This is a genomic window from Burkholderia sp. MSMB1589WGS, from assembly GCF_001636105.1.
Taxonomy (GTDB): Bacteria; Pseudomonadota; Gammaproteobacteria; order Burkholderiales; family Burkholderiaceae; genus Burkholderia; species Burkholderia humptydooensis.
Map to the genome: position 1 here is coordinate 1947745 of NZ_LNJT01000007.1, position 24622 is coordinate 1972366.

The window sequence follows — 24622 nt, forward strand, 5'->3', positions numbered from 1 at the left end:
AACTGAAAACAAACCTGCTTGATTGTCCGGCACGCCTAGTGCGACTCGTGCGCCTGACCGAGATACACCAAGGTCAGCATCATGAAAATGAACGCTTGCAGCAGAACAATCAGAATGTGGAAGATCGCCCAGATACTGCCTGCGAGGACATGACCGATGAAGCCGAGTATCGTTGCGTCCGCGCCGAAGCCCCACATGCTGCCGAGAAGGGCGATCAGCAGGAACAGCAACTCACCCGCGTACATGTTGCCGAACAGCCGCATGCCGAGCGACACGGTCTTCGCGACATATTCGACGATGTTCAACGCAAGGTTCGGAATCCACAGCAGCGGATGCGCACCGAACGGGGCCGACAGGAGCTCGTGCGCGAAACCGCCCGGGCCCTTGATCTTGAGGCTGTAGTAGATCATCAGCACGAACACGCCGAGCGCGATGCCGAGCGTGCCGTTCAGATCGGCTGTCGGCACGATGCGATGATGCGAAATGACTTGCGACAGGCCCAGCAAGCCGATCACGCGGCCCGGCAGGTCAACGGGGAGGAAGTCGAGCGAGTTCATCAGCGCGACCCAGATGAACACGGTCAGCGCGAGCGGCGCGATAAAGGTACGATTGCCGTGAACGACCGCCTTCGACTGGTCCTCGACCATTTCGACGATCATTTCGATCAGGCACTGGAAGCGTCCCGGCACGCCCGGCGTTGCCTTGCGCGCGGCCAGACGCAGGATGAGGATGGTGATGAGGCCGCAGACGATCGACCAGAACAGCGTGTCGAGATTCCAGACGTGGATATCGAAAATCGACGTCTGATGCGCGGTGGAAAGGTTTTGCAGGTGGTGCGCAATATACTCGGACGGGTCCAGAGCACGCGTTCCTTCGCTAGCTGCCATAATCGTTGATGTCACCCAAATTGTCGAAAATCGGTTTATCCGCTTCGCCGCAACAGTTCATTGCGGGAACGGGCCTACGCGGGAACTGTCGAATTCACGCGCGGCACTTGATGCCTTATCGCCAGGCGAGCGCAATCCAGTACGTCTTCAACACCAGCAGATACGTGACGAGCAACGGCACCCAATGCGCGCCGGGATACCCCCATGCGACAGCAACGAACATCGCAATCGTCGCGCCCATCTTGAGTACTTCGCCAATCACCCAGCCCATCACGGTATCCGCGCCTTTTTGCTTCAGACGCGCCGCGAACAATGCACTCGGCACCCAGCCGATCGCTCCGCCCAGAAATGCCGATTGAGCAGCGGCACCCGGCGACTTCGAAAACAGCCACCACGCCAGCGTTGCAACCAGGGACAAGACCATTTGCGCCATCACCACCCGGTAAGGCGTGACGCGCGATGGCCGATTCACTTCGGGGCCGAACAGCGCTTGCGCCTCGGCCCGTGTGAGCGGAACGATGTCATCGTCCTGCTGCTCGGCATCCCAATCGTCCGAGGCGGATTTCCGCCGCCCGACGGCCCCCGAAACGGTGCGTTGCGCTGCTCGCCGATCTTCGTGCCTTTTATCCGGCGCTCGATCCGCCATCGCAGTTGGTCCGCTCAATTCCTGTACGGCCCCAAAGCTTTCCGAAAGCTTTCAGGGGTGCCTAACTAACAAATCCGGGCGATTGTAAGCGATAGTTGCAGGCGGTTCAAGGCTTTAGACGCGACAAAAATCCGTATGAAACGCCGGTTCATGATGCGAAAAGTTCGTGAATTTTTGGCGTTCGATGATAGTTGTAAGGTGTGTATTTTCGGTCGCCCGAACCACGCGAAACGCCCCCTGCCCCGCCCCGTTCCGGTGCGCGCCGCTGCTCAAAAATAATGCAGCAGCAGCGCGCCGAGCACGGCGCTCGCGATGCCGAACGGGATGCTCGCGAGATGGAACGGCAACCACATCCCGCGCGCGCGGGATAGCCGGATCGCGATCAGGTTGGCGAGCGAGCCGATCGCGACGCCGAAGCCGCCGACGCTCACGCCGAACGCGAGCGCACGCCAGTCGCGCGTGAACTCCGACAGCAGGATCGCGGCCGGCACGTTGCTGATCGCCTGCGACAACAGCGCCCCCGCCGCATACGCGCGCAGCGGCGTGTCGAGCCCGACGCCGGCGATCGTCCGATGGACGGCCGGCAGCGACGCCACGCTGCGCAGCACGATGAACATCAGCACAAAGATCAGCAGCAAGAGCCAGTCGATCTTCAGCACCGCGTCGCGCCGCACTGCCAGGTAGACCGCCGCGACCGCGAGCACGCCGCCAAGCGCATGATGCGCGTCCGCGAGCAGCACGAAGCCCGCGAACATCACGACGGTCGCGAACGCGTGTGCGCGATCGACCGGCCGCTCGGCGCGGTCCTTCGACAGATCGAGCGGACGGCCGTCGAACGCGAAGGCGATCATCGCAAGCAGCAGCGCCATCAGCACGAGCGCGAGCGGCCCGAGCGCGATCACGAAGCGGCCGAACGAGACGCCGCTCAATTGCCACAGAAACAGATTTTGCGGATTGCCGAGCGGCGTCGCGATCGCGCCCGCGTTCACGGCGAACGCGATGTAGATCACGAGGCGCTTGAACGGCAACGGCGTCAGCTCGCGCAGCGACAACACGAGCGGAATCACGACGAAGAGCGCCACGTCGTTCGTGAGCCACACGGACAGCGCTGCGGCGAACACGACGAGCAGCGCGGCGAGCGCGCGCTCGGACCGCACGCGATGGACGATGCGGTGCGCAAGCCACATCAGGAAGCCCGATAGCTCGAGCGCCTTCGTCAGCATCAGCAGGCCGGCGAGCGTCGCGACGGTCTGCCAGTCGACGAGCCGCACGAGCGCGGCCGCCGATTGGGGACGGACGAACTGCAGCGCAATCAGCGCCGCGACGAGAATCGACAGAACCGGCTCGCGCCGGACAAACGCGATGATCCGCGCGGGCGCGCAGCCGCCGACCGAATTCGACACGCCGCGTTACACGGCGACGTCGCCGCGCAGTCGCGCGAGGATGCCTTCGAGCGCGTCGAGGTCGCCGAAATCAATCGTCAACTGGCCTCGCCCTCGGCGACCGACCTTGATCTTCACGTTCGACGCGAGCAGGTCCGACAGCTCTTCTTCGAGGCGCCGCGTGTCGCGGCCGCCATCGTCCTTCGCCCGCGCCTTCACCGCCGGCTCAGCCTTCGTCGTGTGCGTGACAAGCTTTTCCGTCTCGCGCACCGACATCCGCTTGTTGACGACCTGATGCGCGAGCGTGATCTGCGTCGCCGCGTCGACCGCGAGCAGCGCGCGCGCGTGGCCCATGTCGAGATCGCCCGCAAGCAGCATCGTCTGCACGGGCATCGCGAGATTCAGCAGACGCAGCAGGTTCGACACCGCGCTGCGCGAGCGGCCGACCGATTCTGCCGCCTGCTCGTGCGTGAAATCGAACTCGTCGAGCAGACGCTGGATGCCGTGCGCCTCTTCAAGCGGGTTCAGGTCCTCGCGCTGGATGTTCTCGATCAGCGCCATTGCGGCCGCGGCCTGATCGGATACGTCCTTCACGAGCACCGGCACTTCTTCGAGGCCAGCGAGACGTGCCGCACGGAAACGGCGCTCGCCCGCGATGATCTCGTATTTGTCTGATGAAATTGGGCGCACGAGGATCGGCTGCATGACGCCCTGCGCGCGAATGCTCGCGGCAAGCTCCTGCAGGCTGCCCTCGTCCATTCGGGTACGCGGCTGGTACTTGCCGGCCTGCAGCTTGCCGAGCGCGAGCACGTTCGGCGCACCCTCGATCTTCACCGCTTCGGTGATGTCGGCGCTGCCGCCAAGCAGCGCTTCAAGGCCACGTCCCAAACCCTTTTTCTTCGCTACCGCATTCATGTTCTGTTCCCTCGATTCTTGTCTGGAAGGCGGGCTCAAAGCGCGCGCACCCGCTCGATCATTTCCGCGCCGAACTGGATATACGCTTGCGCGCCGCGCGAACCGCGATCGAACACGACGCCGGGAAGTCCATAGCTGGGCGCTTCCGCGAGACGCACGTTGCGCGGAATCACCGCGTCGAACACCTTGTCGCCGAAGTGCGCCTTCAACTGGTCGGAAACCTGTTGCTGCAGCGTGATCCGCGGATCGAACATCACGCGCAGCAGGCCGATCACCTTCAGGTCGCGATTCAGGTTCGCATGCACCTGCTTGATCGTGTTGACGAGGTCGGACAGCCCCTCGAGCGCGAAGTACTCGCATTGCATCGGGATCACGACGCCGTGCGCCGCGCACAGCCCGTTCAGCGTCAGCAGCGACAGTGCGGGCGGACAATCGATCAGCACGAAATCGTAATCGTCCGCGACTTTCGCGAGCGCGGCCTTCAACTGGCGCTCGCGATTCTCCACACTCACCAGCTCGATTTCCGCACCGGCGAGCTCGCGATTCGCCGGAAGCACGTCGTACTTCACCGCTTCGGGGCGCACGCGCGCATCCGCAACGGTCACGCCGTCGACCAGCACCTCATAGACCGTCGACTCGCACTCCGCCTTGTCGATGCCGCTGCCCATCGTGGCATTGCCCTGCGGGTCCAGATCGATCAGCAGCACGCGTTGCCCCTGCGCCGCGAGGCTCGCGGCGAGATTGACCGTCGTCGTCGTCTTGCCGACGCCGCCCTTCTGGTTCGCCACGCAGAAGATCTTTGCCATCGTTGGTGTATTCCTTCTCTTCAAATGGTCCGGGCGCCCCGCGGCGCGCCGATTAAATTGCTTCGTCGAGCTCGACTTCGATCAAATGCCGTTCCGCATCGAGCGACGGGACCGTTAGACGGATCATCTGTTTGACGCGCGTGCCATCGGGCAGGCGACCGATTTCTTCATCGGGACGCACGCCCTTCATCGCCCAGATCGACCCGCCCGGCGCAACGAGGTGCCGGGCAAGTGTAACGAAGTCCGCCAGATCCGCGAATGCCCGCGACACGATCACATCGAATTTCCCCGGGACTTCGACCCCAGGGCGCAGCGTCTCGACGCGCCCCGTCACGACGGACAGATTGCCGAGCTTCAGCTCGGCCTTTGCCTGATTCTGGAATGCGGATTTTTTCTGGACGATGTCGTTCAGCGCCACCTGCCATCCGGGCAGCGCGATCGCGAGCACGATGCCTGGCAGACCGCCGCCGGAACCGACGTCCAGCGCGGACACCGCTGTACCGCACGCGCCGAGATGCGGAATGATCGACAGCGAATCGAGGATGTGCTGAATCAGCATCTGCCGCGGATCGCGGATCGCGGTGAGGTTGTAGACCGCGTTCCACTTGGCGAGCAGCGCGACGTAATCGAGTAGCGCGCCGCGCTGCGCATCGCTCAATGCGACACCCAGCGCTTCCGCGCCATCCGACAGCAATGCTTGCAGCGTTTCCCGGCTGGCAATCGGGGCTTGACGACGTTGTGCCGTCATTGCTGCGTCGCGGCGTTGTTGGTTTCCGCGTCGGCGTTCGGCGCTCCATCCGCGCCCTTTCGCCGGCCCAACCCGCGCTTCTTCAGATGCACCATCAGCAGCGAGATTGCAGCGGGTGTCATGCCCGAGATCCGCGACGCCTGCCCGATCGTTTCCGGGCGGAACTGGTTCAGCTTCTGACTGACTTCGAACGATAGGCCGCGCACTTCCGTATAGTCGATCCCGTCAGGCAACCGCGTGTTTTCGTTCGCGCCGTTCCGTTCGATTTCACCGGCCTGGCGCTCGATATAGCCTTGGTACTTGATGCCGATCTCGATCTGCTCCTTGATCTGCGCGAGCAGGAGTCCGTCTTCGGCCAACGGTTCGGACGGGCCATACTCGCCGCCGCGCAAGCCGCACACGCCGTCGTAGCTGACGCCCGGCCGGCGCAGCAGTTCGGCGAGACTGTATTCGTGATCGATCGGCTTGCCGAGCAGTGCAGTCGCTTCGTCGGCCGGCAACGTCTTCGGCGTCACCCAAGTCGTGCGCAACCGTTCGGTTTCACGTGAAACAGCGTCACGCTTTCGATTGAACGCATCCCAACGGACGTCGTCAACGATGCCCAGTTCGCGCCCGATTTCGGTCAGCCGCATGTCCGCGTTGTCTTCGCGAAGGCTCAGCCGGTACTCGGCACGGCTCGTGAACATTCGATAAGGCTCAGATACGCCGCGCGTCACCAGATCGTCGACGAGCACGCCAAGATACGCCTGGTCTCGCCGCGGACACCACGCCTCTTTTTCTTGCGCATAACGGCCCGCATTGATGCCGGCGAGCAGCCCCTGCGCGGCGGCTTCTTCATAGCCGGTTGTGCCGTTGATCTGGCCCGCAAAGAACAGGCCGTGGATCGCCTTGGTTTCCAGCGACGATTTCAGCGCGCGCGGGTCGAAATAATCGTATTCGATCGCATAGCCCGGACGCAGGATGTGCGCCTGTTCCAGACCGCGCATCGAATGCACGAGCGCGAGCTGCACGTCGAACGGCAGGCTGGTCGAAATGCCGTTCGGATAGAACTCGTTGGTCGTCAGCCCTTCTGGCTCGAGGAAAATCTGATGCGAGTCTTTCGACGCAAAGCGATGGATCTTGTCTTCGATCGACGGGCAATAGCGGGGCCCGACGCCTTCGATAACGCCCCTGTACATCGGCGAACGATCAAGACCGCTGCGGATGATGTCGTGCGTACGCTCGTTGGTATGCGTGACCCAACACGGCAGTTGTTGCGGATGCTGCTCGGCTCGGCCAAGGAACGAGAACACCGGGATCGGATCGAGATCGCCCGGCTGTTCCTCCAGCTTCGAGAAGTCGATCGTCCGGCCGTCGATGCGCGGCGGCGTTCCCGTCTTCAGCCGCCCTTGCGGCAGCTTCAGCTCCTTCAGCCGCGACGACAGGGATACGGCCGCCGGATCGCCGGCACGGCCGCCCGTATAATGATTGAGCCCGACATGGATCTTGCCGTCCAGGAACGTGCCGGCCGTCAACACGACCGCACGCGCCCGGAATCGCACGCCGACTTGCGTGACCGCACCGACTACTCGATCCCCCTCCACCATCAGATCATCAACGGCTTGCTGGAACAGCCAGAGATTCGGCTGATTCTCCAGACGATGGCGGATAGCCTGCTTATATAGCACGCGGTCCGCCTGGGCACGCGTCGCACGGACCGCTGGCCCCTTCGACGAGTTCAGGATGCGGAACTGTATGCCGCCTTCGTCGGTGGCGGCAGCCATCGCGCCGCCAAGCGCGTCGACCTCCTTGACCAGATGGCCCTTGCCGATCCCGCCGATCGACGGGTTGCAGCTCATCTGCCCAAGGGTTTCGATGTTGTGCGTCAGCAGGAGCGTCTTTGCGCCCATGCGTGCGGAGGCCAACGCAGCCTCCGTACCGGCATGGCCGCCGCCAACGACGATGACGTCAAATTCAACGGGATAAAGCATTGCGGACTTCGTGCAGGACGGTGCACGAACCTATCAGAGAAATGTATGGGCCGAATTATAGCGGGTTCGGTTTTGGCCCGAATCTCGTTCGAATGGCCGACCAACAAAAAACGGCGTGTTTCACGTGAAACACGCCGTTCAGTCAGAGCTGGCGAAGCCGCCGCTAAACCGCTTTCTTCGCGAGCCCGAGGTAGGTTTCGATTACCCGGGGATTCTGCGCAAGCTCGCCCGCCGGGCCTTCCAGCGCAACCTCACCGGTCTCCAGCACATACCCATAGTCCGAAATCTGCAACGCCGCTCGAGCGTTTTGCTCGATCAGCAGCGTCGCGACGCCGGTTCCACGCAGCGCGCTGATGATATGAAAAATCTCCTTCACGATCAGCGGCGCAAGCCCGAGGCTCGGTTCGTCGAGCATCAGCAAATCGGGTTTGCCCATCAGCGCGCGCCCGACAGCCAGCATCTGCCGCTCACCGCCCGATAGCGTCCCCGCCGCCTGCTTGCGCCGCTCCTTCAGCCGCGGGAACAGCGAGAAAACCGGCTCGAGCTGGTCCAGGAAGTTCGAGTCGCCGGCCATCTTCCGCCGGTACGCCCCCAAAACAAGGTTGTCCTCGACCGACATCGTGCCGAACAGCTCACGCTTTTCGGGCACGAGGCACATGCCGAGCGCGACGCGCTGCTCGATCGGCAACGAGCCCACGTCGTCGCCGCGATAGCGGACCGTACCGGCCGCGTGGCCATTGGTCGGCAACGCCCCCATCACCGCATTGAGCAGCGTCGACTTTCCCGCCCCGTTCGGGCCGATCACTGTGACGATCCTCCCCGCTTCGACCGTCAGCGCCGCGCGATGCAGCGCCTCGACCTTGCCGTAGCGCACCGACAGATCCCTCACCGCCAGAATTGGCGTCATCTCCCGATCCGTCATCACTCCACCCCGCCGAGATAAGCTTCCAGCACTGCCGGGTCCTTCTGCACATCCTGCGGCAGACCTTCGGCGATTCGCGTGCCAAATTCCATCACTACCAGCCGGTCGGTCAGATTCATTACGAAGTCCATGTCGTGCTCGACGAGCAGCACACTCATGCCTTCCGCCTTTAGCTTGCGCAATAGTTCGGCCAACTGCTGCTTTTCCTGATAACGCAGGCCGGCCGCAGGTTCGTCAAGCAGCAACAATGTCGGATCGCTGCACAGCGCACGGGCGATCTCGAGAATCCGCTGCTGGCCGAGCGCAAGACTGCCTGCCTCGTCATACATGTGCGCATCGAGGCCGACGCGCCGAATCTGCTTCGCCGCTTCCGCCATCAGCCGCGTTTCCTCATGCGCGTTCAGCCGGACGATACTGCGCCAGATGCCAGCCGAGCCGCGCAGATGCGCGCCGATCGCGACGTTTTCCAGCACGGTCATTCCAGGCAGCAGCTTCACGTGCTGGAATGTGCGGCCGATACCCCGCTTCACGATTTCACGTGAAACAAGTTCGTCGATCCGCTCGCCGCGGAACGTGATTGCGCCGCTCGTCGGCTGCAGCACGCCGGTCACGAGATTGAACGTCGTCGACTTGCCCGCGCCGTTCGGGCCGATCAGGCCGACGATCTGCCCGGCCAGCACGCCGAAGCTCACATCGTTCACCGCGACGAGCCCGCCGAACTGCTTGCGCACGTTGTCGACGACGAGCAGCGCCTCGCCTGCCTGCGGCCGGGCGCGCTGCGGCAGCGGCTCCGCCTGGTCCGGCGCCCGGGCGGCGGGCTCGCGCGGAAAGAGCTTCGCGACGAAAGGCCAGACGCCCTGCCGCGCGTACTGCAACAGCAACACCATCAGCACACCGAACACGATGATCTCGAAGTTGCCTTCCGCGCCGAGCAGCTTCGGCAACAGCGTTTGCAGATAATCCTGCAGCACTGTGACGATCGCAGCGCCGAGCAACGCGCCCCATACGTGCGCGACGCCGCCTACCACCGCCATGAACAGGAACTCGATCCCATGATTGAGCCCGAACGGCGTCGGATTCACCGCACGCTGCAGATGCGCGTACAGAAAGCCCGAAATCGACGCGAGCACCGCCGCATGGACGAAGATCGCCACTCGCATCCATCCGGTGTTCACGCCCATCGCCTCGGCCATCAGGCTGCCGCCGCGCAGCGCGCGAATTGCGCGGCCGGGCCTGCTATTAAGCAGATTCTGAACAGACACAACCGCCGCGAGCACGACGATCCAGATCAGGTAATAGAGACTGCGTCCTGTATCCAACGCTTGACCGAACACGGCAAGCGCGGGAATGCCGTTGATTCCGTCGTACTTGCCGAGCCAGTCGAGATTGCCGAACAGGAAGAACAGCGCGAGCCCCCACGCGATCGTTCCAAGCGGCAGGAAGTGTCCGGAGAGGCGCATCGTGACGGCGCCCAGCACGAGCGCGACAAGCGCCGTCAGCACGACGCCCGCGATCAGTCCGAGCCACGGCGACGCGCCGTGCGCCGTCGTCAGATAGGCGGTCGCGTACGCGCCGATACCGACGAACGCCGCCTGCCCGAAGCTCGTCATCCCGCCGATTCCAGTCAACAACACGAGCCCGACCGCGACGATCGCATAGAGCCCGATGTAGTTCAGCAGCGTGATCCAGTACTCGGGCACGCGCGCCGCGCCAGGCAACGCCGGCAGCGCGAACAGCACGACGAGGAACAGCCAGAACGCCTTGTTGCGCAAGATCGCTTTCATCGCGTCACGCCTCCTCATCTTCCGTTTGCGGCGCCGCAAGGCTGCGCCACAGCAGCACCGGTACGATCAGCGTGAAAACGATCACCTCCTTGTACGCGCTCGCCCAGAACGACGAATACGACTCCAGCACGCCGACGAGAAGCGATCCGGCCGCGGCCAGCGGATAACTGACGAGCCCGCCGATGATCGCGCCGACAAAGCCTTTCAGGCCGATCAGGAAGCCGGAATCGTAGTAGATCGTCGTCAGCGGCCCGACCAGCACGCCCGACAACGCACCGAGCCCGGCCGCGAGCGTGAACGCGAGCCGCCCGGCCTCGGTCGTGCCGATGCCGACGAGCTGCGCGCCGAGACGGTTCACCGACGTCGCACGCAGCGCCTTGCCGGGCAGCGTGCGCTCGAAAACCAGATAGAGCCCGGCGATCAGCACGAACGCGGTGCCGACCACCCAGACGCCCTGCATCGAAATCGACAGGCTGCCGAGCGCGAGCGACGCGTCCGAGAACGCGGCCGTGCGCGAGCCCTCCGCGCCGAACATGACGAGGCCGAGCCCGACCAACACGAAATGCACGGCAACCGATACGATCAGCAACAGCAGCGTCGTGCCTTCGGCGATCGGCTGATACGCGAGCCGGTAGATGAATGGCCCGAGCGGCACGACGATCGCGAGCGTGAGCGCGATCTGCGCAATCATCGGCAACGGCTGCGCGGCAACGCTTCTCGTCACCGCGTAGATCGCAAGCGGCAGCAGCACATAGCGGCTCGCGAGCGTCGTCAGCGTGCGGGCGAGCCGGTGACGACGCGCGCGATACCGGATCAGCCCGCCCACTTCGAGCACGAAGCAAGCGATGCCCGCAACGAACAGCAGCCAGCAGGTTGCCGGAAACTTCTGCGCCTGTAGCGCGGCCAGCGTCAGCGCGCCGTAGGTGACGAATTCGCCCTGGGGGATGAAGATCACGCGCGTGACGGAGAAAACGAGCACGAGCGCGAGCGACAGCAGCGCGTAGATCGCGCCCGTCGTGATGCCGTCCTGCGCGAGAATTGCCGCGATGGAGAAATCCATGTGGTTTCTTCGGTTGAGAATGCGTCGACGGAAAAAACGGAAATATGGCCTGCGGAGCGTGGCCGTCGTGAAACGGCCCGGCGCGGGGCGCGCGCGCGATGCATCGCACGCGCCCTATCAGCCGACGCTCAATCGGCCTGCAGCTTCCACTTGTCGCCGACGATCTGCACGATCACGCGCGCGCGCGTATCGAAGCCGTTGTGATCCGCCGGCGTCGTGTTGATCACGCCGTGCGACACCGGCAGGTCCTTCACGTTCTCGAGCGCGCTGCGCAGCGCCTCGTGGAACGCCGGCGTGCCGGGCTGCGCCTTCTTCAGCGCGTCCGGAATCGCGCGCTGGAGCATCAGCCCCGCGTCCCATACATGACCGCCGAACGTCGACACCGCGCCCGCGCCATACGCCTTCTCATACGCGGCCTTATACGCGAGCGCCGGCCGCTTCGCCGGACTCGAATCGGGCAATTGATCGGCGACGAGTACGGGCCCCGCCGGCAGCAGCTCGCCGTCGCAGTCCTTGCCGCACACGCGCAGGAAATCGTTGTTCGCGACGCCATGCGTCTGATAGACCTTGCCCGTGTAGCCGCGCTCCTTCAGCGTCTTCGCGGGCAGCGCCGCAGGCGTGCCCGCGCCCGCGATCAGCACCGCGTCGGGGCGCGCGCCCAGCGTCTTCAGCACCTGGCCCGTCACCGACGCGTCGGTGCGGTTGTAGCGCTCGTTCGCGACGATCTTGAGCCCATTCGCCGCCGCGGCCGCGCTGAACACGTCATACCAGCCGTCGCCGTACGCGTCCGCGAAACCGATGAAGCCGACCGTCTTCACGCTGTGCTTCGCCATGTAGCCGGCGAGCGCATCAGCCATCAGGCGATCGTTTTGCGGCGTCTTGAACACCCAGGCGCGCTTTGCGTCCATCGGCGCAATGATGTGCGCGCCCGCGGCGAGCGAAATCGTCGGCGTCTTGCCCTGCGCAACGACGTCGATCATCGCGAGCGCGTTCGGCGTGATCGACGAGCCGACGATCGCGTCGACATGATCCTCGTCGATCAGCTTGCGCACGTTCTGCACCGCGCGACTCGTGTCCGACGCGTCGTCGAGCACGATGTACTCGACGCGCTTGCCGCCGATCTCCTTCGGCAGCAGCGCGACCGTGTTCTTCTCGGGGATGCCGAGCGACGCGGCGGCGCCTGTCGCTGACACCGTGACGCCGATCTTCACCTGCGCCGACGCGAGCCCGGCGGTACATAAGCAGCCGGCCGCGAACGCGGCCTCGATCCATCGATTCATTTTCATTGTGTGTCTCCAAACGCTGCGCGAAACGCGATCGAGCAGCCGTTGCAACACGGCGCACCGATCGAACCTGCGCGCCGCCGCGGCCGGTTTCACGCGCAACGGTGACCCGGCGCGGGGCGCGTTCTTCTTGCTGTTGCGCTCCCCTGCGCGTGCGCATCGCACGCGCCCTTCTGCTGCTCCTGCTGCGATCTTCCGGCCGACGCCGCCCGTGTCGCGCTCACAAAAAAGCGCGGCCGACCGCACGCGCCCTCGCCCCGCTTTACCCTCGGCCCCGCGCAAGCCTGCGCTTCGCGCCGACGATCCCGGCCATCATGCGAGTGGTTCGTCGAGGCCAACGCGCCCGCCGAACGACGTGCGCGACACGTTGCGAGCCGCGGGCACGCCAGACGCGCCACGCGTCGACGCAACCGGAACCGCTCGCGCCAAAAGCGGCGCGGCACCGCGCGCATGCTCGCCGAGCGTCGGCATCTTGCCGGCGTCATATGCACCTTCACGCGCGCGCTTGAATGCCGGCTCGAACGGCTTGCTGAAATTTGAATCGGGAAGAAACTGATCGTCGATAAGGATCGGGCCAGCGAGCCGACGCGTGCCGTTGCAGCCCTCCCCGCATACACGCAGGAAACCGTTGATCGTGATGCCTTGCGCGCGCGGCTGAACCTCGCCCGCGTCGCCGCGCACCCGCGGCGTGTCCAGTGTCTTGCGTGGCAGCGCGCTGCGGAATTCCGTCAGCGAGTTCAAGTTGCGCGCCTCGTTGAAACCAACGAACGCAACCGTCTTCATGTCGCGCATCGCGAAGCCGTGCCTGGCGATCGCGCTCGATAGCGGAATATCGTTTTGCCCTGCTTCGACGCCCCAGGCGCGCTTCGCATCGAACGGCCCGGCGCCCAAAGCAGCTACCGCCGACGAAATCGCCCGAACCGGCAACCGCGCGGCAATGCCGGCCAGCGCGAACGAACACAGGGAGACGGAGACGGTCGAGCCGATCCGCACATCGGCTTGATTTTCGCCCGCGAGCTTGTGGGCGTTGCTTGCTGCGTGCGTCGAATCGGCCGCATCGCCGAGAGCGACCGAGCCCGCTGCCCGCCCGCCGGTTTCGCTCGGCGGCAGCGCGATCGCATTCGTTTCGCAGAGGCCTGGCGGCGCAGCGAAGCAAGCGGCGGAAGCTGTGGACCAGGCGGCGAGATCGATCCGGGCGGCCGCGAACGCGACGCCCGAAACGGCCGCCCATGCGGTCGCCGCACCGATTCCCCAAAACCGCCACGCCCCTATCATCGAGTTCGTCTCCGTGTCTCGCGCTCGGCCAATCCCTGACCAACGGGTCGGGGAACGGCGAGTGTAGCGGACGCGTTGCGCGTGCGACAACCGGGTTAGCCCGCAGCAGCATGGGCCAGCCGATGCAAGCGAGCAGCCATCGAAGGCGGCGTGACGAACGGCTTCAACGAAGACGGCCTGGTGCGCGGCCGCGAACGCGCAAATAAAAAGCGCTGTTGGAATGAATCCAACAGCGCTTTGGGTCGGGCACTCTGTGCCTCGAATGTCTCCTCGTTCTCCACCTGCAAATTCGTTTCGCGGTGCATCAGAACTGAAACGAAGGTTAATGCAAGCTCGCCGGGCGCGACAACCTAGCATTTACCCCTATGGTGCATCGCCGCACGAAATTGGGGCATATCATCGGCCACGTCGAGCCGGACTGAGCCGGACCTAGCCTGGCATTCGCCGTGCGCATTGCATCGGATTCCCAACGATCATTGCGCACCGCACGATCGCCCAGGTCGGGTCGCTCACGACGCCCGCAGCAGCCGCACTCGCGCGATCGCCTCGCCGACGATTCCACGCCGGAACGCGAGCACGCATGCGATGAAGATGAGGCCCGTGACGATCGTCGCGGATTCGCCGAGCGAGCGGAACCAGTCGATGTGCGTGACCGATGCGAGCCAGCCGCCGATGTCGCCCAGCCGATCTTCGAGCGCGACGATCAACGCCGCGCCGACGAGCGGGCCGAACAGCGTGCCCATGCCGCCCACGAGCGTCATCAGCACGACGAGGCCCGACATCGTCCAGTACGCGTCGCTCAGCGTCTCGAAGCCGAGCACGACGACCTTCAGCGCGCCGGCGAGCCCCGCGAGCGCAGCCGACAGGATGAACGCGAGCAGCTTGAAGCGATCGGTATCGTAGCCGAGCGACGTCGCGCGCGGCTCGTTCTCCTTGATCGCGACGAGCACCTGCCCGAACGGCGAATGCACGATGCGCACGATGAAGAAGCACGCGCCCGCGACGACGCCGAGCACGACGTAATAAAGCGCGAGATCCGACGACAGATCGACGAGCCCGAACAGCCGCCCGCGCGGCACGCCCTGCAGGCCGTCCTCGCCGTGCGTGAACGGCGCTTGCAGATAGATGAAGTACACCATCTGCGCGAACGCGAGCGTGATCATCGCGAAATAAATGCCCTGCCGCCGGATCGCGAACAGGCCGACGACGAGGCCGAGCAGCGTCGCCGCCGCGATGCCGGCCAGCACGCCGAGTTCGGGCGTCGCGCCGAGCGACTGCATCGCGTAGCCCGTCACGTAGCCCGCGGTCGCGAGAAACATCGCGTGGCCGAACGACAACAGACCCGTGAAGCCGATCAGCAGGTTGAACGCGGCCGCGAAGAGCGCGAAGCACAGCACCTTCATCACGAACACCGGATACGCACCGACGAACGGCGCGACGAGCAGGCCGGCCAGCAGCAGCCCGTAGAGCGCTTTTCTCTGCATCATCTTTCCTTGCCGAATAAACCTGCCGGGCGAATCAGCAGCACGACCGCCATGATCACGAAGACGACCGTCGCCGATGCTTCCGGATAGAACACGCGCGTCAAGCCCTCGATCACGCCGAGCATCAGGCCCGTCACGATCGAGCCGAGAATCGAGCCCATGCCGCCGATCACGACGACCGCGAACACGGTGATGATCATCGGCTGCCCCATCAGCGGCGACACCTGGATCACGGGCGCCGCGAGCACGCCGGCGAACGCGGCAAGCGCGACGCCGAAGCCGTAGGTCAGCGTGACCATCATCGGCACGTTGACGCCGAACGCCTCGACGAGCTTCGGATTCTCGGTGCCCGCGCGCAGGTACGCGCCAAGCCGTGTCTTCTCGATCACGAACCACGTCGCGAGACACACCGCGAGCGACGCGACGACCACCCACGCGCGATAGTTCGGCAGGAACATGAAGCCGACGTTGGTCGCGCCCGCGAGCAGCTCGGGCACGTCGTACGGTTGCCCGGACGAGCCGTAGATCGCGCGGAACACGCCTTCGACGACGAGCGTGAGCCCGAACGTCAGCAGCAGCCCGTACAGGTGATCGAGCTTGTAGAGCCAGCGCAGCATCGAGCGCTCGATCAGGACCCCGAACAGACCGACGACGACGGGCGCGAGCACGAGCATCGCCCAGTACGGCAGGCCGAGATACGTGAGCCCCATCCATGCGAGCATCGCGCCCAGCATGAAGAGCGCCCCGTGCGCGAAGTTGATCACGTTGAGCAGCCCGAATATCACTGCGAGCCCGAGGCTCAGGATCGCGTAGAACGAGCCGTTGACGAGTCCGAGCAACAACTGGCTCAGCATCGCCGACATCGGAATGCCGAAGATGTCCATCGAATCTGCCGTCAGTCAGTATCAGGTCAAAATCGTTGCGTATGCAACCAAATGGGCGCGACGGCCGCGTTCGGGCGCGCCGTCGCGCGTGCATTCGCCGCGCGCCGCGGCGTGCGCGGCGCCGGCATGACGCGGCGTCACTTCCAGAGCGCGCAGCGCGTCTCCTGCTTCGTCGTGAACGCCTGCTCGCCCGGAATCGTCGCGACGACCTTGTAGTAGTCCCACGGCTCCTTCGATTCGGACGGTTTCTTCACTTCCATCAGATACATGTCGTGAATCATGCTGCCGTCCGTGCGGATGTAGCCCTTCGCGAAGAAGTCGTCGATCTTCATCTTCTTGAGCTGCGCCATCACCTTGTCGGAATCGGTCGAGCCCGCCGCCTGCACCGCCTTCAGGTAGGTCGTCACCGACGAATAATCGGCCGCCTGCAGGCTCGACGGCATCTTCTTCATCTTCGCGAAATAGCGCTGCGCCCACTGCCGCGACGCCGGATCGCGATTCCAGTACCAACTGTCCGTCAGCACGAGGCCCTGCGTCGTCTCGAGGCCGAGCGCGTGGACGTCGTTGATGAACATCAGCAGCGCGGCGAGCTTCATCGTCTTCGTGATGCCGAATTCCTTCGCCGCCTTGATCGCGTTCACCGTGTCGCCGCCCGCGTTCGCGAGGCCGAGGATCTGCGCCTTCGACGATTGCGCCTGCAACAGGAACGACGAGAAGTCCGACGCCGACAGCGGGTGCCGCACTTCGCCGAGCACCTTGCCGCCGTTCGCCTTGACGACGTCCGCGGTGTTCTTCTCGAGCGCCTTGCCGAACGCGTAATCGGCGGTCAGGAAGAACCACGTCTTGCCGCCCTGCTTCACCACCGCCGAGCCCGTGCCCTTCGCGAGCGCCATCGTGTCGTACGCGTAGTGGACCGTGTACGGCGTGCACTGCTCGTTCGTCAGCGTGTCCGCGCCCGCGCCGATGTTGATGTAGACCTTCTTCTTCTCGGCCGCGACCTGGTTCATCGACAGCGCGGTCGCCGAGTTCGTGCCGCCGACGAGCAGATCGAGCCCGCCGCGGTCCATCCATTCGCGCGCCTTCGACGCGGCGATGTCCGCCTTGTTCTGGTGATCGGCGTACACGACCTCGATCGGCTTGCCGTTGACCTTGCCGCCGAAGTCGGCCACCGCCATCTTGATCGCCTCGAGGCCGCCCTGCCCGTCGATGTCGGCGTAGAGGCCGGACATATCGGTGATGAAGCCGATCTTCACGGTGTCCGCAGCCTGCGCGGCGCCGACCGACCACGCGGCGGCGGCGGCGAGACAGGCGTGCGCAAGGGTCTTCACTTTCATTGGCGTCTCCTGGTGTAGTGCGTTGTGGTTGTCAGGTTATGTACATCGGGGGACCGGCAAAGCGGCGCTATACGCCGAGCAGATCGTGCAGCACAGGCATCTTCCCTTCGAGCTCGGTCGCGCCGAAATGCTCGACGATGCGGCCGTGCTCCATCACGTAAAAGCGATCCGCGAGCGGCGCCGCGAAACGGAAATTCTGCTCGACCATCACGATCGTGTAGCCGCGCGCCTTCAGCGTGACGATCATTTTCGCGAGCGCCTGCACGATCACGGGCGCGAGGCCCTCGGAGATTTCGTCGAGCAACAGCAGGTTCGCGCCCGTGCGCAGGACCCGCGCAACCGCGAGCATCTGCTGCTCGCCGCCCGACAGCCGCGTGCCCTGGCTGCTGCGCCGCGACGCGAGATTCGGGAACATCTCGTAAATGTCCTCGAGCGACATCGCGCTCTTGCGATCGCCGAGCACGGGCGGCAGCAGCAGGTTCTCTTCGCACGACAGGCTCGAGAAGATCCCGCGCTCCTCCGGGCAATAGCCGACGCCGTAATGCGCGATCTTGTGCGTCGGCAGATCGATCGTCTCGTGGCCCGCGATCCTGATCGAGCCCTGGCGACGGCCCGTGAGACCCATGATCGCGCGCAGCGTCGTCGTGCGGCCCGCACCGTTGCGGCCGAGCAGCGTGACGACCTCGCCGCGGTGCACGGTCAGATCGACGCCGTGCAGGATGTGCGATTCGCCGTACCACGCTTCGAGCCCCGCGATCGCGAGCGCGGGCGTGCCGCTTTCGACGCTGTTCAACTCGCGCTCTTCCCGTTCGCTGTGGTTCATGCGTGCGCCCCCGCGAGGGCCGCGTCCGCGCTGCCCATGTACGCCTCGACGACGAGCGGATTCTTCGACACCTCCGCATACGTGCCTTCCGCGAGCACTTCGCCACGCTGCAGGACAGTGATCGTATCGGAGATGCCCGCGATCACGTTCATGTTGTGCTCGACCATCAGGATCGTGCGGCCGTTCGCGACCTTCTTGATGAGCGCCGTCACGCGGTCGACGTCCTCGTGGCCCATGCCCTGCGTCGGCTCGTCGAGCAGCATCAGCTCGGGCTCCATCGCGAGCGTCGTCGCGATCTCGAGCGCGCGCTTGCGGCCGTAGGCGAGCTCGACCGTCGGCACGTGCGCGAAATCGGAAAGGCCGACCTGCGTGAGCAGATCCATTGCGCGATCGTCGAGACGCTTGAGCGAGCGCTCGCTGCGCCAGAAATGAAACGCAGTGCCGAGCGAGCGCTGCAGGCCGATGCGCACGTTCTGCAACGCGCTCAGATGCGGAAACACCGCGGAGATCTGGAACGACCGGATCACGCCGCGCCGCGCGATCTGCGCGGGGCGCTCGTCGGTGATGTCGATGCCGTTGTAGACGATCTGGCCCGACGTCGGCTTCAGGAATTTAGTCAGGAGATTGAAACAAGTGGTCTTGCCGGCGCCGTTCGGTCCGATCAGCGCATGAATCGAACCGCGCCGCACGCGCAGGTTCACGCCGCTGACCGCGGTGAAGCCCTTGAATTCCTTCGTGAGTCCGCGTGTTTCGAGAATCGTGTCGCCGAGAATCATGTTCCCTTCCTACGAAGTGAGGCGAAGCGCTGAGAGATCTCGCGCAAGCGGCCACGATGCATTCAGCGGATGAGAGGCTGCCCCCGAGCTTTGTATCTTTGCGCCGAGGCCGGTCTCCTCGCGCAAGTCGCAGATTCAGACTGCGTGTCATTGTCGCGCCGTTGGTGCAGTGCATTCATCGGGATTTGCACTTATAGGGCGCGACAGCCGCGAGCATTTTTTACTCGGTTTTTTTGTTTTGTAGATCAATGCGCTCGCTTATTCGCGCACTGCGGTCCGGTTCGCGCGGAATCGTTTCCGACCGCGCGCAAACCCTGGCGCCACATGCATTTTTTTGCGCGGGCGGCGAAAAGGCCCGCGACGAAAAACGCGTTCCGGTACAAATCGGAAAACCGCCGTCGCGATCGAGTACGCACGAGATCGCTCGCTTCGCTTTTGGGTTAACCCTCGGCTGTTTTTGATTCCGATTCTTTGCCGATTCTTTCAACGGATCGTGTCACTTTTACGTCGGCAGCGCTGCCTCGCCACGCGCGGCCACGCCGTGCTCCGGCGCGCCGCGGCGATCCGCGCGAATCATGTCGCTCGCCCGCTCGGCGATCATCAGCGTCGGCGAGTTCGTGTTGCCCGACGTGATCGTCGGCATCACCGATGCATCGACGATCCGCAGCCCCGTCACGCCGCGCACGCGCAGGCGGCTGTCGACGACCGCGTCCGGATCGTCCGCGCGCCCCATCCGGCACGTGCCGACCGGATGGAAGATCGTCGTGCCGACCGCGCCCGCCGCGGCGATCAGCTCCGCCTCGCTCAGATACTGGGCGCCCGGCAGGATTTCTTCGGGCGCATAGCGTGCGAGCGCGGGCGCCGAGGCGATCCGGCGCGTCAGGCGCAGCGCATTCGCCGCGACGTGCCGATCGTGATCGGTCGACAGATAGTTCGGCGCGATCGACGGCGCGCGCGCCGGGTCCGGCGACACCGCATGAATGCTGCCGCGCGACGTCGGCCGCAGATGGCAGACCGACGCGGTGAATGCGTTGAAGCGATGCAGCGGCTCGCCGAAGCGCTCGAGCGACAGCGGCTGCACGTGATATTCGAGATCGGGCCGCGTGAGCGCCGGATCGTTCGGATCCGATTTCGCAAACGCACCCAGTTGCGACGGCGCCATCGACATCGGCCCACGCCGCATCAGCGCGTACTGCGCGCCGATCCACAGCTTGCCCCACCAGTGCGCGGACAGCGTGTTCAGCGTGCGCACGCCGCGCACGCGAAACGCTATCCGCAACTGCAAGTGATCCTGAAGGTTTTCGCCGACGCCGCGCACGTCCGCGACGACGCCGATGCCGAGCGCCTGCAGCCGGCCGCCGTCGCCGATGCCGGACAATTCGAGCAACTGCGGCGAATTCACCGCGCCCGACGCAACCAGCACTTCCGCGCGCGCACGCGCGACGAACGGCGCGCCGCCGACGAGATACTCGACCCCCGCGCAGCGCTTGCCGTCGAACAAGAGCCGCTCGGCTTGCGCGCCGGTGATCACGGTGAGATTCGGCCGCGCGAGCGCGGGGCGCAGGAACGCCTTCGACGCGTTCCAGCGGATGCCGCGCTTCTGATTGACCTCGAAATAGCCGACGCCCGTGTTGTCGCCGCGGTTGAAATCGTCGGTGGCCGGAATGCCCGTCTGCTGCGCGGCCTGCGAGAACGCCTCGAGAATCTCCCAGCGCAGCCGCTGCTTCTCGACGCGCCACATGCCGCCCGCGCCGTGCATGTCGGTCGCACCCGCGTGGTGATCCTCGCTGCGCCTGAAGATCGGCAGCACGCTGTCCCACGACCAGCCCGCGTCGCCCGTCGCGCGCGCCCAGTCGTCGTAATCGCCGCGCTGGCCGCGCATGTAGATCATCCCGTTGATCGACGACGAGCCGCCCAGCACGCGCCCTCGCGGATACGACAGCGCGCGGCCGTTCAGGCCCGCTTCGGGCTCGGTCTTGTAGAGCCAGTCGGTGCGCGGATTGCCGATGCAGTACAGATAGCCGACCGGGATGTGGATCCAGTGATAGTCGTCCTTGCCGCCGGCTTCGAGCAGCAGCACGGTCACGTCCGGGTCTTCGGTGAGCCGGTTCGCGAGCACGCAGCCGGCCGTGCCGGCGCCGACGATCACATAATCGAATTCGCCTTCGAGCGTACGTTCGGTAGCCACGGTCTGCCGTCTCCTCAATTCGGGTGCGGCGATCTCTCTCGCGGACCGCCGTCGTGCGCCTCGGCGCCAGGCCGCGCATCGAGAGCCGATGCGCGCCGTTAAAGCATAGACCGCGCGGCCCCGTTGCGGGGGCCGCGCGGCGTCGTCAGAACGTCGAACGCGTGCGCGTCACTTCGCGACGGGCATCGTGAACTCCGCGCCCTTCGCGATGCTGTCCGGCCAGCGCTGCATCACGCTCTTGTAGCGCGTGTAGAAGCGCACGCCCTCCGCGCCGTACGCGTGGTGATCGCCGAACAGCGAGCGCTTCCAGCCGCCGAACGAATGCCACGCCATCGGCACCGGAATCGGCACGTTGATGCCGACCATCCCGACCTGGATCTTCCGCGCGAACGCGCGCGCGATGCCGCCGTCGGACGTGAAGCACGACACGCCGTTCGCGAACTCGTGCGCGTTGACGAGCGCGACCGCGCTCGCGAAATCCGGCACCCGCACGACGGCCAGCACCGGCCCGAAGATTTCCTCGCGGTAGATCGACATGCCAGTCGTCACGTCGTCGAACAGCGTGCCGCCGAGAAAGAAGCCGCGCTCGCATCCTTCGACGACGTGGTCGCGCCCGTCGACGACGAGCTTCGCGCCCGCGGCGACCCCCGCGTCGATGTACGCGGACACCTTCGCGCGATGCGCGGCCGTCACGAGCGGCCCCATTTCGACGTCGGGTTCCATCCCGTTGCCGATCTTCAGTGTCCTCGCGCGCGCGGCGAGCCGCTCGACGAGCGCATCGGCGACGCCGCCCACCGCAACCGCGACCGAGATCGCCATGCAGCGCTCGCCCGCCGAACCGTACGCGGCGCCGACGAGCGCGTCGACGGCCTGATCCAGGTTCGCGTCCGGCATCACGACGAGATGGTTCTTCGCGCCGCCCAGCGCCTGCACGCGCTTGCCGCGCCGCGCGGCTTCGGTATGAATATATTCGGCGATCGGCGTCGAGCCGACGAACGACAGCGCGGCCACGTCGGGATGCGCGATCAGCGCGTCGACGGCTGTCTTGTCGCCGTGCACGACGTTGAACACGCCGTCGGGCAGCCCCGCTTCCTTCAGCAGCTCGGCGAGCCGGATCGACGCCGACGGATCGCGCTCGGACGGCTTCAGCACGAACGTGTTGCCGCACGCGATCGCGACCGGAAACATCCAGCACGGCACCATCATCGGAAAGTTGAACGGCGTGATCCCCGCGACGACGCCGAGCGGCTGCCGCAGGTTCCAGTTGTCGATGCCGCCGCCGATCTGGTCGGTGAAGTCGGTCTTCAGCAGATTCGGAATCCCGCATGCGAACTCGACGACCTCGATCCCGCGCATCACTTCGCCCTTCGCGTCCGAGAACACCTTGCCGTGCTCGCGGGTGATCAGCTCGGCGAGCTCGTCGTGATGGCGATCGAGCAGCTCCTTGAACTTGAACATCACACGCGCACGCTTGAGCGGCGACGTCTCGCTCCACGCGGGGAACGCCGCGGCCGCGGCTGCGACGGCCGCCTCGACTTCCGCGACGGTCGCGAGCGGCACACGCGCCGTCACCTTGCCGAGCGCCGGGTCGAACACGTCGCCGTAGCGGTCGCTCGCGCCGTCGAGCGCGCGGCCGCCGATGAAATGGGTCAGTGCGCGCACGCGCGAATCGTTCGAATGGGTGCTGCCGGTCATGTCGTCCTCCGTGTTTGCCGTTGCCGCTTTCCGTCGGGCACGCGCATCGCGTGCTTCGGAAACGAAGCGTACCCGCGAGCCCGGCGCCCGATCCAATGAGTTATGCTCAATTGCGTTATAAGCCGCGCTAATATTGCTCGATGGACCTGACTCTGCTCCGCGCGTTCGTCGCGGTCGCGCGCGAGGGCAACCTCACGCGCGCGGCGGCGCAACTGCATCTGACGCAGCCCGCCGTCAGCCTGCAGATCAAGAATCTGCAGGACCTGCTCGGCGTCGCCCTGTTCGCGCGCACATCGCGCGGGCTCGTGCTCACGCGCGACGGTCAGGCGCTGCTGCCGCACGCGGAACGCGCGCTCGACGCGGCGGCCGACGTGAAGCGCGCCGCCGCCGCGCTCAGGCACGAGGTGCGCGGCCGGCTGCGGATCGGCACGATCCTCGACCCCGAATTCCTGCGGCTCGGCGGCTTCCTGAAGCGGCTCGTCGAGGCGCACCCGCGGATCGAGACGGCGCTGCGGCACGGCATGTCCGGCTGGGTGCTCGAGCAGGTCCGCGCGCGCGAGCTCGACGTCGGCTACTACATCGGCCGGCCGGAGGAGGACGATCCGCGCGACGCCGAGCGCTTCCACACGGTGACGCTCACGCAGTTCCGCTATCGGGTGCTCGCGCCCGCCGGCTGGAAGGAGCGCGTGCAGCGCGCGCGCACGTGGCGCGAGCTCGCGGCGCTGCCGTGGATCTGGACGCCCGCCGCGTCCGCGCACCAGCGGCTCCTGTCGCGCCGCTTCGCCGACGCGGGCGCGCAGCCCGTCAAGGTCGCGGAGGTCGATCAGGAGACGTCGATGCTCGATCTCGTCAAATCGGGCGTCGGCCTGACGCTCGCGCGCGACTCGATCGCGCTGCGGGAGGCGCACGCGCACGCGCTCACGATCGTCGAGCACATCGCGGTGCCCGCCGAGCTCACGTTCCTCACGCTCGCCGAGCGCCGCGACGAACCGGCGATCGCCGCCGCGTTGCGCCTCATCGACGAGCAATGGGCGATATGAGCGCCGCTGATGATGGTCGGCGCGGCGGCTCGCACGCATAGGGGAGCGGGAAAAAGCAACGATGCGCGCCCGCACGGCCGGCGCGCGGCCGGCCTTTTCGCATCGCGTCAAAATCGCTCGCGCCCCGATAGAATCGGAGTTTCTGGATGGTTTGTCCGGACCCGCAAACGCTCTTCACAGGAGACCCGCATGGCCCGCAACATCGAGATCAAAGCCCGCGCGCGCGAATTCGAACAACTGCGCGAACGGGCCGCCGAGCTGGCGACCGAGGCGCCGCTCTTCTACCGGCAGCAGGATTTCTTCTACGACGTGCCGCGCGGCCGCCTGAAGCTGCGCCGCTTCGAGGACGGCACGCCCGCCGAGCTGATCTTCTACCAGCGCGACGATCAGGACGGCCCGAAGGCGTCGTACTACACGCGCAGCCCGGTGACGAACCCGGACGCGATGCACGCGCTCCTCGCGACGGCGCTCACGACCCGCGGCATCGTGACGAAGGAGCGGCACGTCTATCTGGCGGGCCGCACGCGGATCCACCTCGACCGCGTCGACGGCCTGGGCGACTTCGTCGAGCTGGAAGTCGTGCTCGGGCCCGAAGACGACGAGGACGGCGGCCACGCGGAAGCGCACGCGGTGTTCGCGAAGCTCGGCGTGCCGAGCGACGATCTCGTCGCGGTAGCGTACGTCGATCTGCTCAACGCGCAGGCCGAGCCCACCGCGTAA

The 24622-nt window shown here is 65.5% G+C and carries 21 protein-coding genes; 2 read left to right on the forward strand and 19 right to left on the reverse strand.

Translation table 11 applies throughout. The features are described from left to right. Nucleotides 1-35 precede the first annotated feature (35 nt). The 19 genes from atpB to WT16_RS16965 form a co-directional block, all read right to left on the reverse strand. Nucleotides 36-887: a F0F1 ATP synthase subunit A gene (gene atpB / locus WT16_RS16875; protein ID WP_063533733.1), complete on the reverse strand. Its 852-nt coding sequence runs from the start codon at nucleotides 885-887 to the stop codon at nucleotides 36-38. A gap of 115 nt (nucleotides 888-1002) precedes the next feature. After that, complete coding sequence (locus WT16_RS16880) at nucleotides 1003-1533, reverse strand: ATP synthase subunit I (RefSeq protein WP_006023940.1); 531 nt, start codon at nucleotides 1531-1533, stop codon at nucleotides 1003-1005. Nucleotides 1534-1802: 269 nt separating this feature from the next. After that, a complete protein-coding gene (locus WT16_RS16885) occupies nucleotides 1803-2936 on the reverse strand; it encodes an SLC13 family permease (protein WP_063533734.1) in 1134 nt (377 codons plus the stop codon). Nucleotides 2937-2942: 6 nt separating this feature from the next. Beyond that, nucleotides 2943-3830 (reverse strand): ParB/RepB/Spo0J family partition protein, encoded by an 888-nt coding sequence (locus tag WT16_RS16890; protein ID WP_006023942.1) that lies wholly within the window; start codon nucleotides 3828-3830, stop codon nucleotides 2943-2945. Nucleotides 3831-3865: 35 nt separating this feature from the next. Beyond that, the gene (locus WT16_RS16895; RefSeq protein ID WP_004195817.1) at nucleotides 3866-4636 is read right to left on the reverse strand and encodes a ParA family protein; all 771 of its coding nucleotides are present in this window, start codon (nucleotides 4634-4636) and stop codon (nucleotides 3866-3868) included. Nucleotides 4637-4688: 52 nt separating this feature from the next. Further along, nucleotides 4689-5384, reverse strand: coding sequence for a 16S rRNA (guanine(527)-N(7))-methyltransferase RsmG (gene rsmG, locus WT16_RS16900; RefSeq protein WP_051139155.1), 696 nt, complete (start codon nucleotides 5382-5384; stop codon nucleotides 4689-4691). Next, entirely contained in the window at nucleotides 5381-7354 is a 1974-nt protein-coding gene (mnmG, locus tag WT16_RS16905; protein WP_063533735.1) for a tRNA uridine-5-carboxymethylaminomethyl(34) synthesis enzyme MnmG, read from the reverse strand. The genes rsmG and mnmG overlap by 4 nt, the downstream gene beginning before the upstream one ends. Nucleotides 7355-7517: 163 nt before the next feature. Next, nucleotides 7518-8276, reverse strand: a complete 759-nt coding sequence (locus WT16_RS16910) for an ABC transporter ATP-binding protein (RefSeq protein WP_063533736.1) — start codon at nucleotides 8274-8276, stop codon at nucleotides 7518-7520. Beyond that, entirely contained in the window at nucleotides 8276-10060 is a 1785-nt protein-coding gene (locus WT16_RS16915) for a branched-chain amino acid ABC transporter ATP-binding protein/permease (RefSeq protein WP_015600994.1), read from the reverse strand. The genes WT16_RS16910 and WT16_RS16915 overlap by 1 nt, the downstream gene beginning before the upstream one ends. Before the next feature lie 4 nt (nucleotides 10061-10064). Further along, nucleotides 10065-11120 (reverse strand): branched-chain amino acid ABC transporter permease, encoded by a 1056-nt coding sequence (locus WT16_RS16920; RefSeq protein WP_063533737.1) that lies wholly within the window; start codon nucleotides 11118-11120, stop codon nucleotides 10065-10067. 128 nt (nucleotides 11121-11248) lie between these two features. Continuing rightward, on the reverse strand, nucleotides 11249-12406 hold the full coding sequence (locus WT16_RS16925) for an ABC transporter substrate-binding protein (RefSeq protein WP_063533738.1): 1158 nt from the start codon (nucleotides 12404-12406) through the stop codon (nucleotides 11249-11251). A gap of 309 nt (nucleotides 12407-12715) precedes the next feature. After that, nucleotides 12716-13678, reverse strand: a complete 963-nt coding sequence (locus WT16_RS16930; RefSeq protein ID WP_063533739.1) for a hypothetical protein — start codon at nucleotides 13676-13678, stop codon at nucleotides 12716-12718. 509 nt (nucleotides 13679-14187) lie between these two features. Continuing rightward, on the reverse strand, nucleotides 14188-15162 hold the full coding sequence (locus tag WT16_RS16935; protein ID WP_063533877.1) for a branched-chain amino acid ABC transporter permease: 975 nt from the start codon (nucleotides 15160-15162) through the stop codon (nucleotides 14188-14190). After that, nucleotides 15162-16046, reverse strand: a complete 885-nt coding sequence (locus WT16_RS16940; RefSeq protein WP_063533740.1) for a branched-chain amino acid ABC transporter permease — start codon at nucleotides 16044-16046, stop codon at nucleotides 15162-15164. The genes WT16_RS16935 and WT16_RS16940 overlap by 1 nt, the downstream gene beginning before the upstream one ends. A 137-nt stretch (nucleotides 16047-16183) precedes the next feature. After that, a complete protein-coding gene (locus WT16_RS16945; RefSeq protein WP_006023953.1) occupies nucleotides 16184-17380 on the reverse strand; it encodes an ABC transporter substrate-binding protein in 1197 nt (398 codons plus the stop codon). Nucleotides 17381-17447: 67 nt separating this feature from the next. Beyond that, a complete protein-coding gene (locus tag WT16_RS16950; protein ID WP_015601083.1) occupies nucleotides 17448-18203 on the reverse strand; it encodes an ABC transporter ATP-binding protein in 756 nt (251 codons plus the stop codon). Beyond that, on the reverse strand, nucleotides 18200-18979 hold the full coding sequence (locus WT16_RS16955; RefSeq protein WP_006023955.1) for an ABC transporter ATP-binding protein: 780 nt from the start codon (nucleotides 18977-18979) through the stop codon (nucleotides 18200-18202). The genes WT16_RS16950 and WT16_RS16955 overlap by 4 nt, the downstream gene beginning before the upstream one ends. A 502-nt stretch (nucleotides 18980-19481) precedes the next feature. Then, nucleotides 19482-21167 (reverse strand): GMC family oxidoreductase N-terminal domain-containing protein, encoded by a 1686-nt coding sequence (locus WT16_RS16960; RefSeq protein WP_063533741.1) that lies wholly within the window; start codon nucleotides 21165-21167, stop codon nucleotides 19482-19484. A 168-nt stretch (nucleotides 21168-21335) separates the two neighbouring features. Next, on the reverse strand, nucleotides 21336-22862 hold the full coding sequence (locus tag WT16_RS16965) for a CoA-acylating methylmalonate-semialdehyde dehydrogenase (protein WP_063533742.1): 1527 nt from the start codon (nucleotides 22860-22862) through the stop codon (nucleotides 21336-21338). 140 nt (nucleotides 22863-23002) lie between these two features. Here WT16_RS16965 and WT16_RS16970 point away from each other — a divergent pair, with 140 nt between their 5' ends. After that, a complete protein-coding gene (locus WT16_RS16970; protein ID WP_006023960.1) occupies nucleotides 23003-23902 on the forward strand; it encodes a LysR family transcriptional regulator in 900 nt (299 codons plus the stop codon). 189 nt (nucleotides 23903-24091) lie between these two features. Beyond that, the gene (locus WT16_RS16975) at nucleotides 24092-24622 is read left to right on the forward strand and encodes a class IV adenylate cyclase (RefSeq protein WP_015600267.1); all 531 of its coding nucleotides are present in this window, start codon (nucleotides 24092-24094) and stop codon (nucleotides 24620-24622) included.

Excerpts from the sequence above, each read along its gene's own strand:
- rsmG (WP_051139155.1), bottom strand. The coding sequence starts at position 5,384 with ATGACGGCACAACGTCGTCAAGCCCCGATTGCCAGCCGGGAAACGCTG.
- WT16_RS16945 (WP_006023953.1), bottom strand. The coding sequence starts at position 17,380 with ATGAAAGTGAAGACCCTTGCGCACGCCTGTCTCGCCGCCGCCGCCGCG.
- mnmG (WP_063533735.1), bottom strand. The coding sequence starts at position 7,354 with ATGCTTTATCCCGTTGAATTTGACGTCATCGTCGTTGGCGGCGGCCAT.
- atpB (WP_063533733.1), bottom strand. The coding sequence starts at position 887 with ATGGCAGCTAGCGAAGGAACGCGTGCTCTGGACCCGTCCGAGTATATT.
- WT16_RS16890 (WP_006023942.1), bottom strand. The coding sequence starts at position 3,830 with ATGAATGCGGTAGCGAAGAAAAAGGGTTTGGGACGTGGCCTTGAAGCG.
- WT16_RS16965 (WP_063533742.1), bottom strand. The coding sequence starts at position 22,862 with ATGACCGGCAGCACCCATTCGAACGATTCGCGCGTGCGCGCACTGACC.
- WT16_RS16920 (WP_063533737.1), bottom strand. The coding sequence starts at position 11,120 with ATGGATTTCTCCATCGCGGCAATTCTCGCGCAGGACGGCATCACGACG.
- WT16_RS16880 (WP_006023940.1), bottom strand. The coding sequence starts at position 1,533 with ATGGCGGATCGAGCGCCGGATAAAAGGCACGAAGATCGGCGAGCAGCG.
- WT16_RS16970 (WP_006023960.1), top strand. The coding sequence starts at position 23,003 with ATGGACCTGACTCTGCTCCGCGCGTTCGTCGCGGTCGCGCGCGAGGGC.
- WT16_RS16950 (WP_015601083.1), bottom strand. The coding sequence starts at position 18,203 with ATGAACCACAGCGAACGGGAAGAGCGCGAGTTGAACAGCGTCGAAAGC.
- WT16_RS16895 (WP_004195817.1), bottom strand. The coding sequence starts at position 4,636 with ATGGCAAAGATCTTCTGCGTGGCGAACCAGAAGGGCGGCGTCGGCAAG.
- WT16_RS16935 (WP_063533877.1), bottom strand. The coding sequence starts at position 15,162 with ATGCAGAGAAAAGCGCTCTACGGGCTGCTGCTGGCCGGCCTGCTCGTC.
- WT16_RS16915 (WP_015600994.1), bottom strand. The coding sequence starts at position 10,060 with ATGAAAGCGATCTTGCGCAACAAGGCGTTCTGGCTGTTCCTCGTCGTG.
- WT16_RS16975 (WP_015600267.1), top strand. The coding sequence starts at position 24,092 with ATGGCCCGCAACATCGAGATCAAAGCCCGCGCGCGCGAATTCGAACAA.
- WT16_RS16910 (WP_063533736.1), bottom strand. The coding sequence starts at position 8,276 with ATGACGGATCGGGAGATGACGCCAATTCTGGCGGTGAGGGATCTGTCG.
- WT16_RS16925 (WP_063533738.1), bottom strand. The coding sequence starts at position 12,406 with ATGAAAATGAATCGATGGATCGAGGCCGCGTTCGCGGCCGGCTGCTTA.
- WT16_RS16955 (WP_006023955.1), bottom strand. The coding sequence starts at position 18,979 with ATGATTCTCGGCGACACGATTCTCGAAACACGCGGACTCACGAAGGAA.
- WT16_RS16940 (WP_063533740.1), bottom strand. The coding sequence starts at position 16,046 with ATGGACATCTTCGGCATTCCGATGTCGGCGATGCTGAGCCAGTTGTTG.
- WT16_RS16930 (WP_063533739.1), bottom strand. The coding sequence starts at position 13,678 with ATGATAGGGGCGTGGCGGTTTTGGGGAATCGGTGCGGCGACCGCATGG.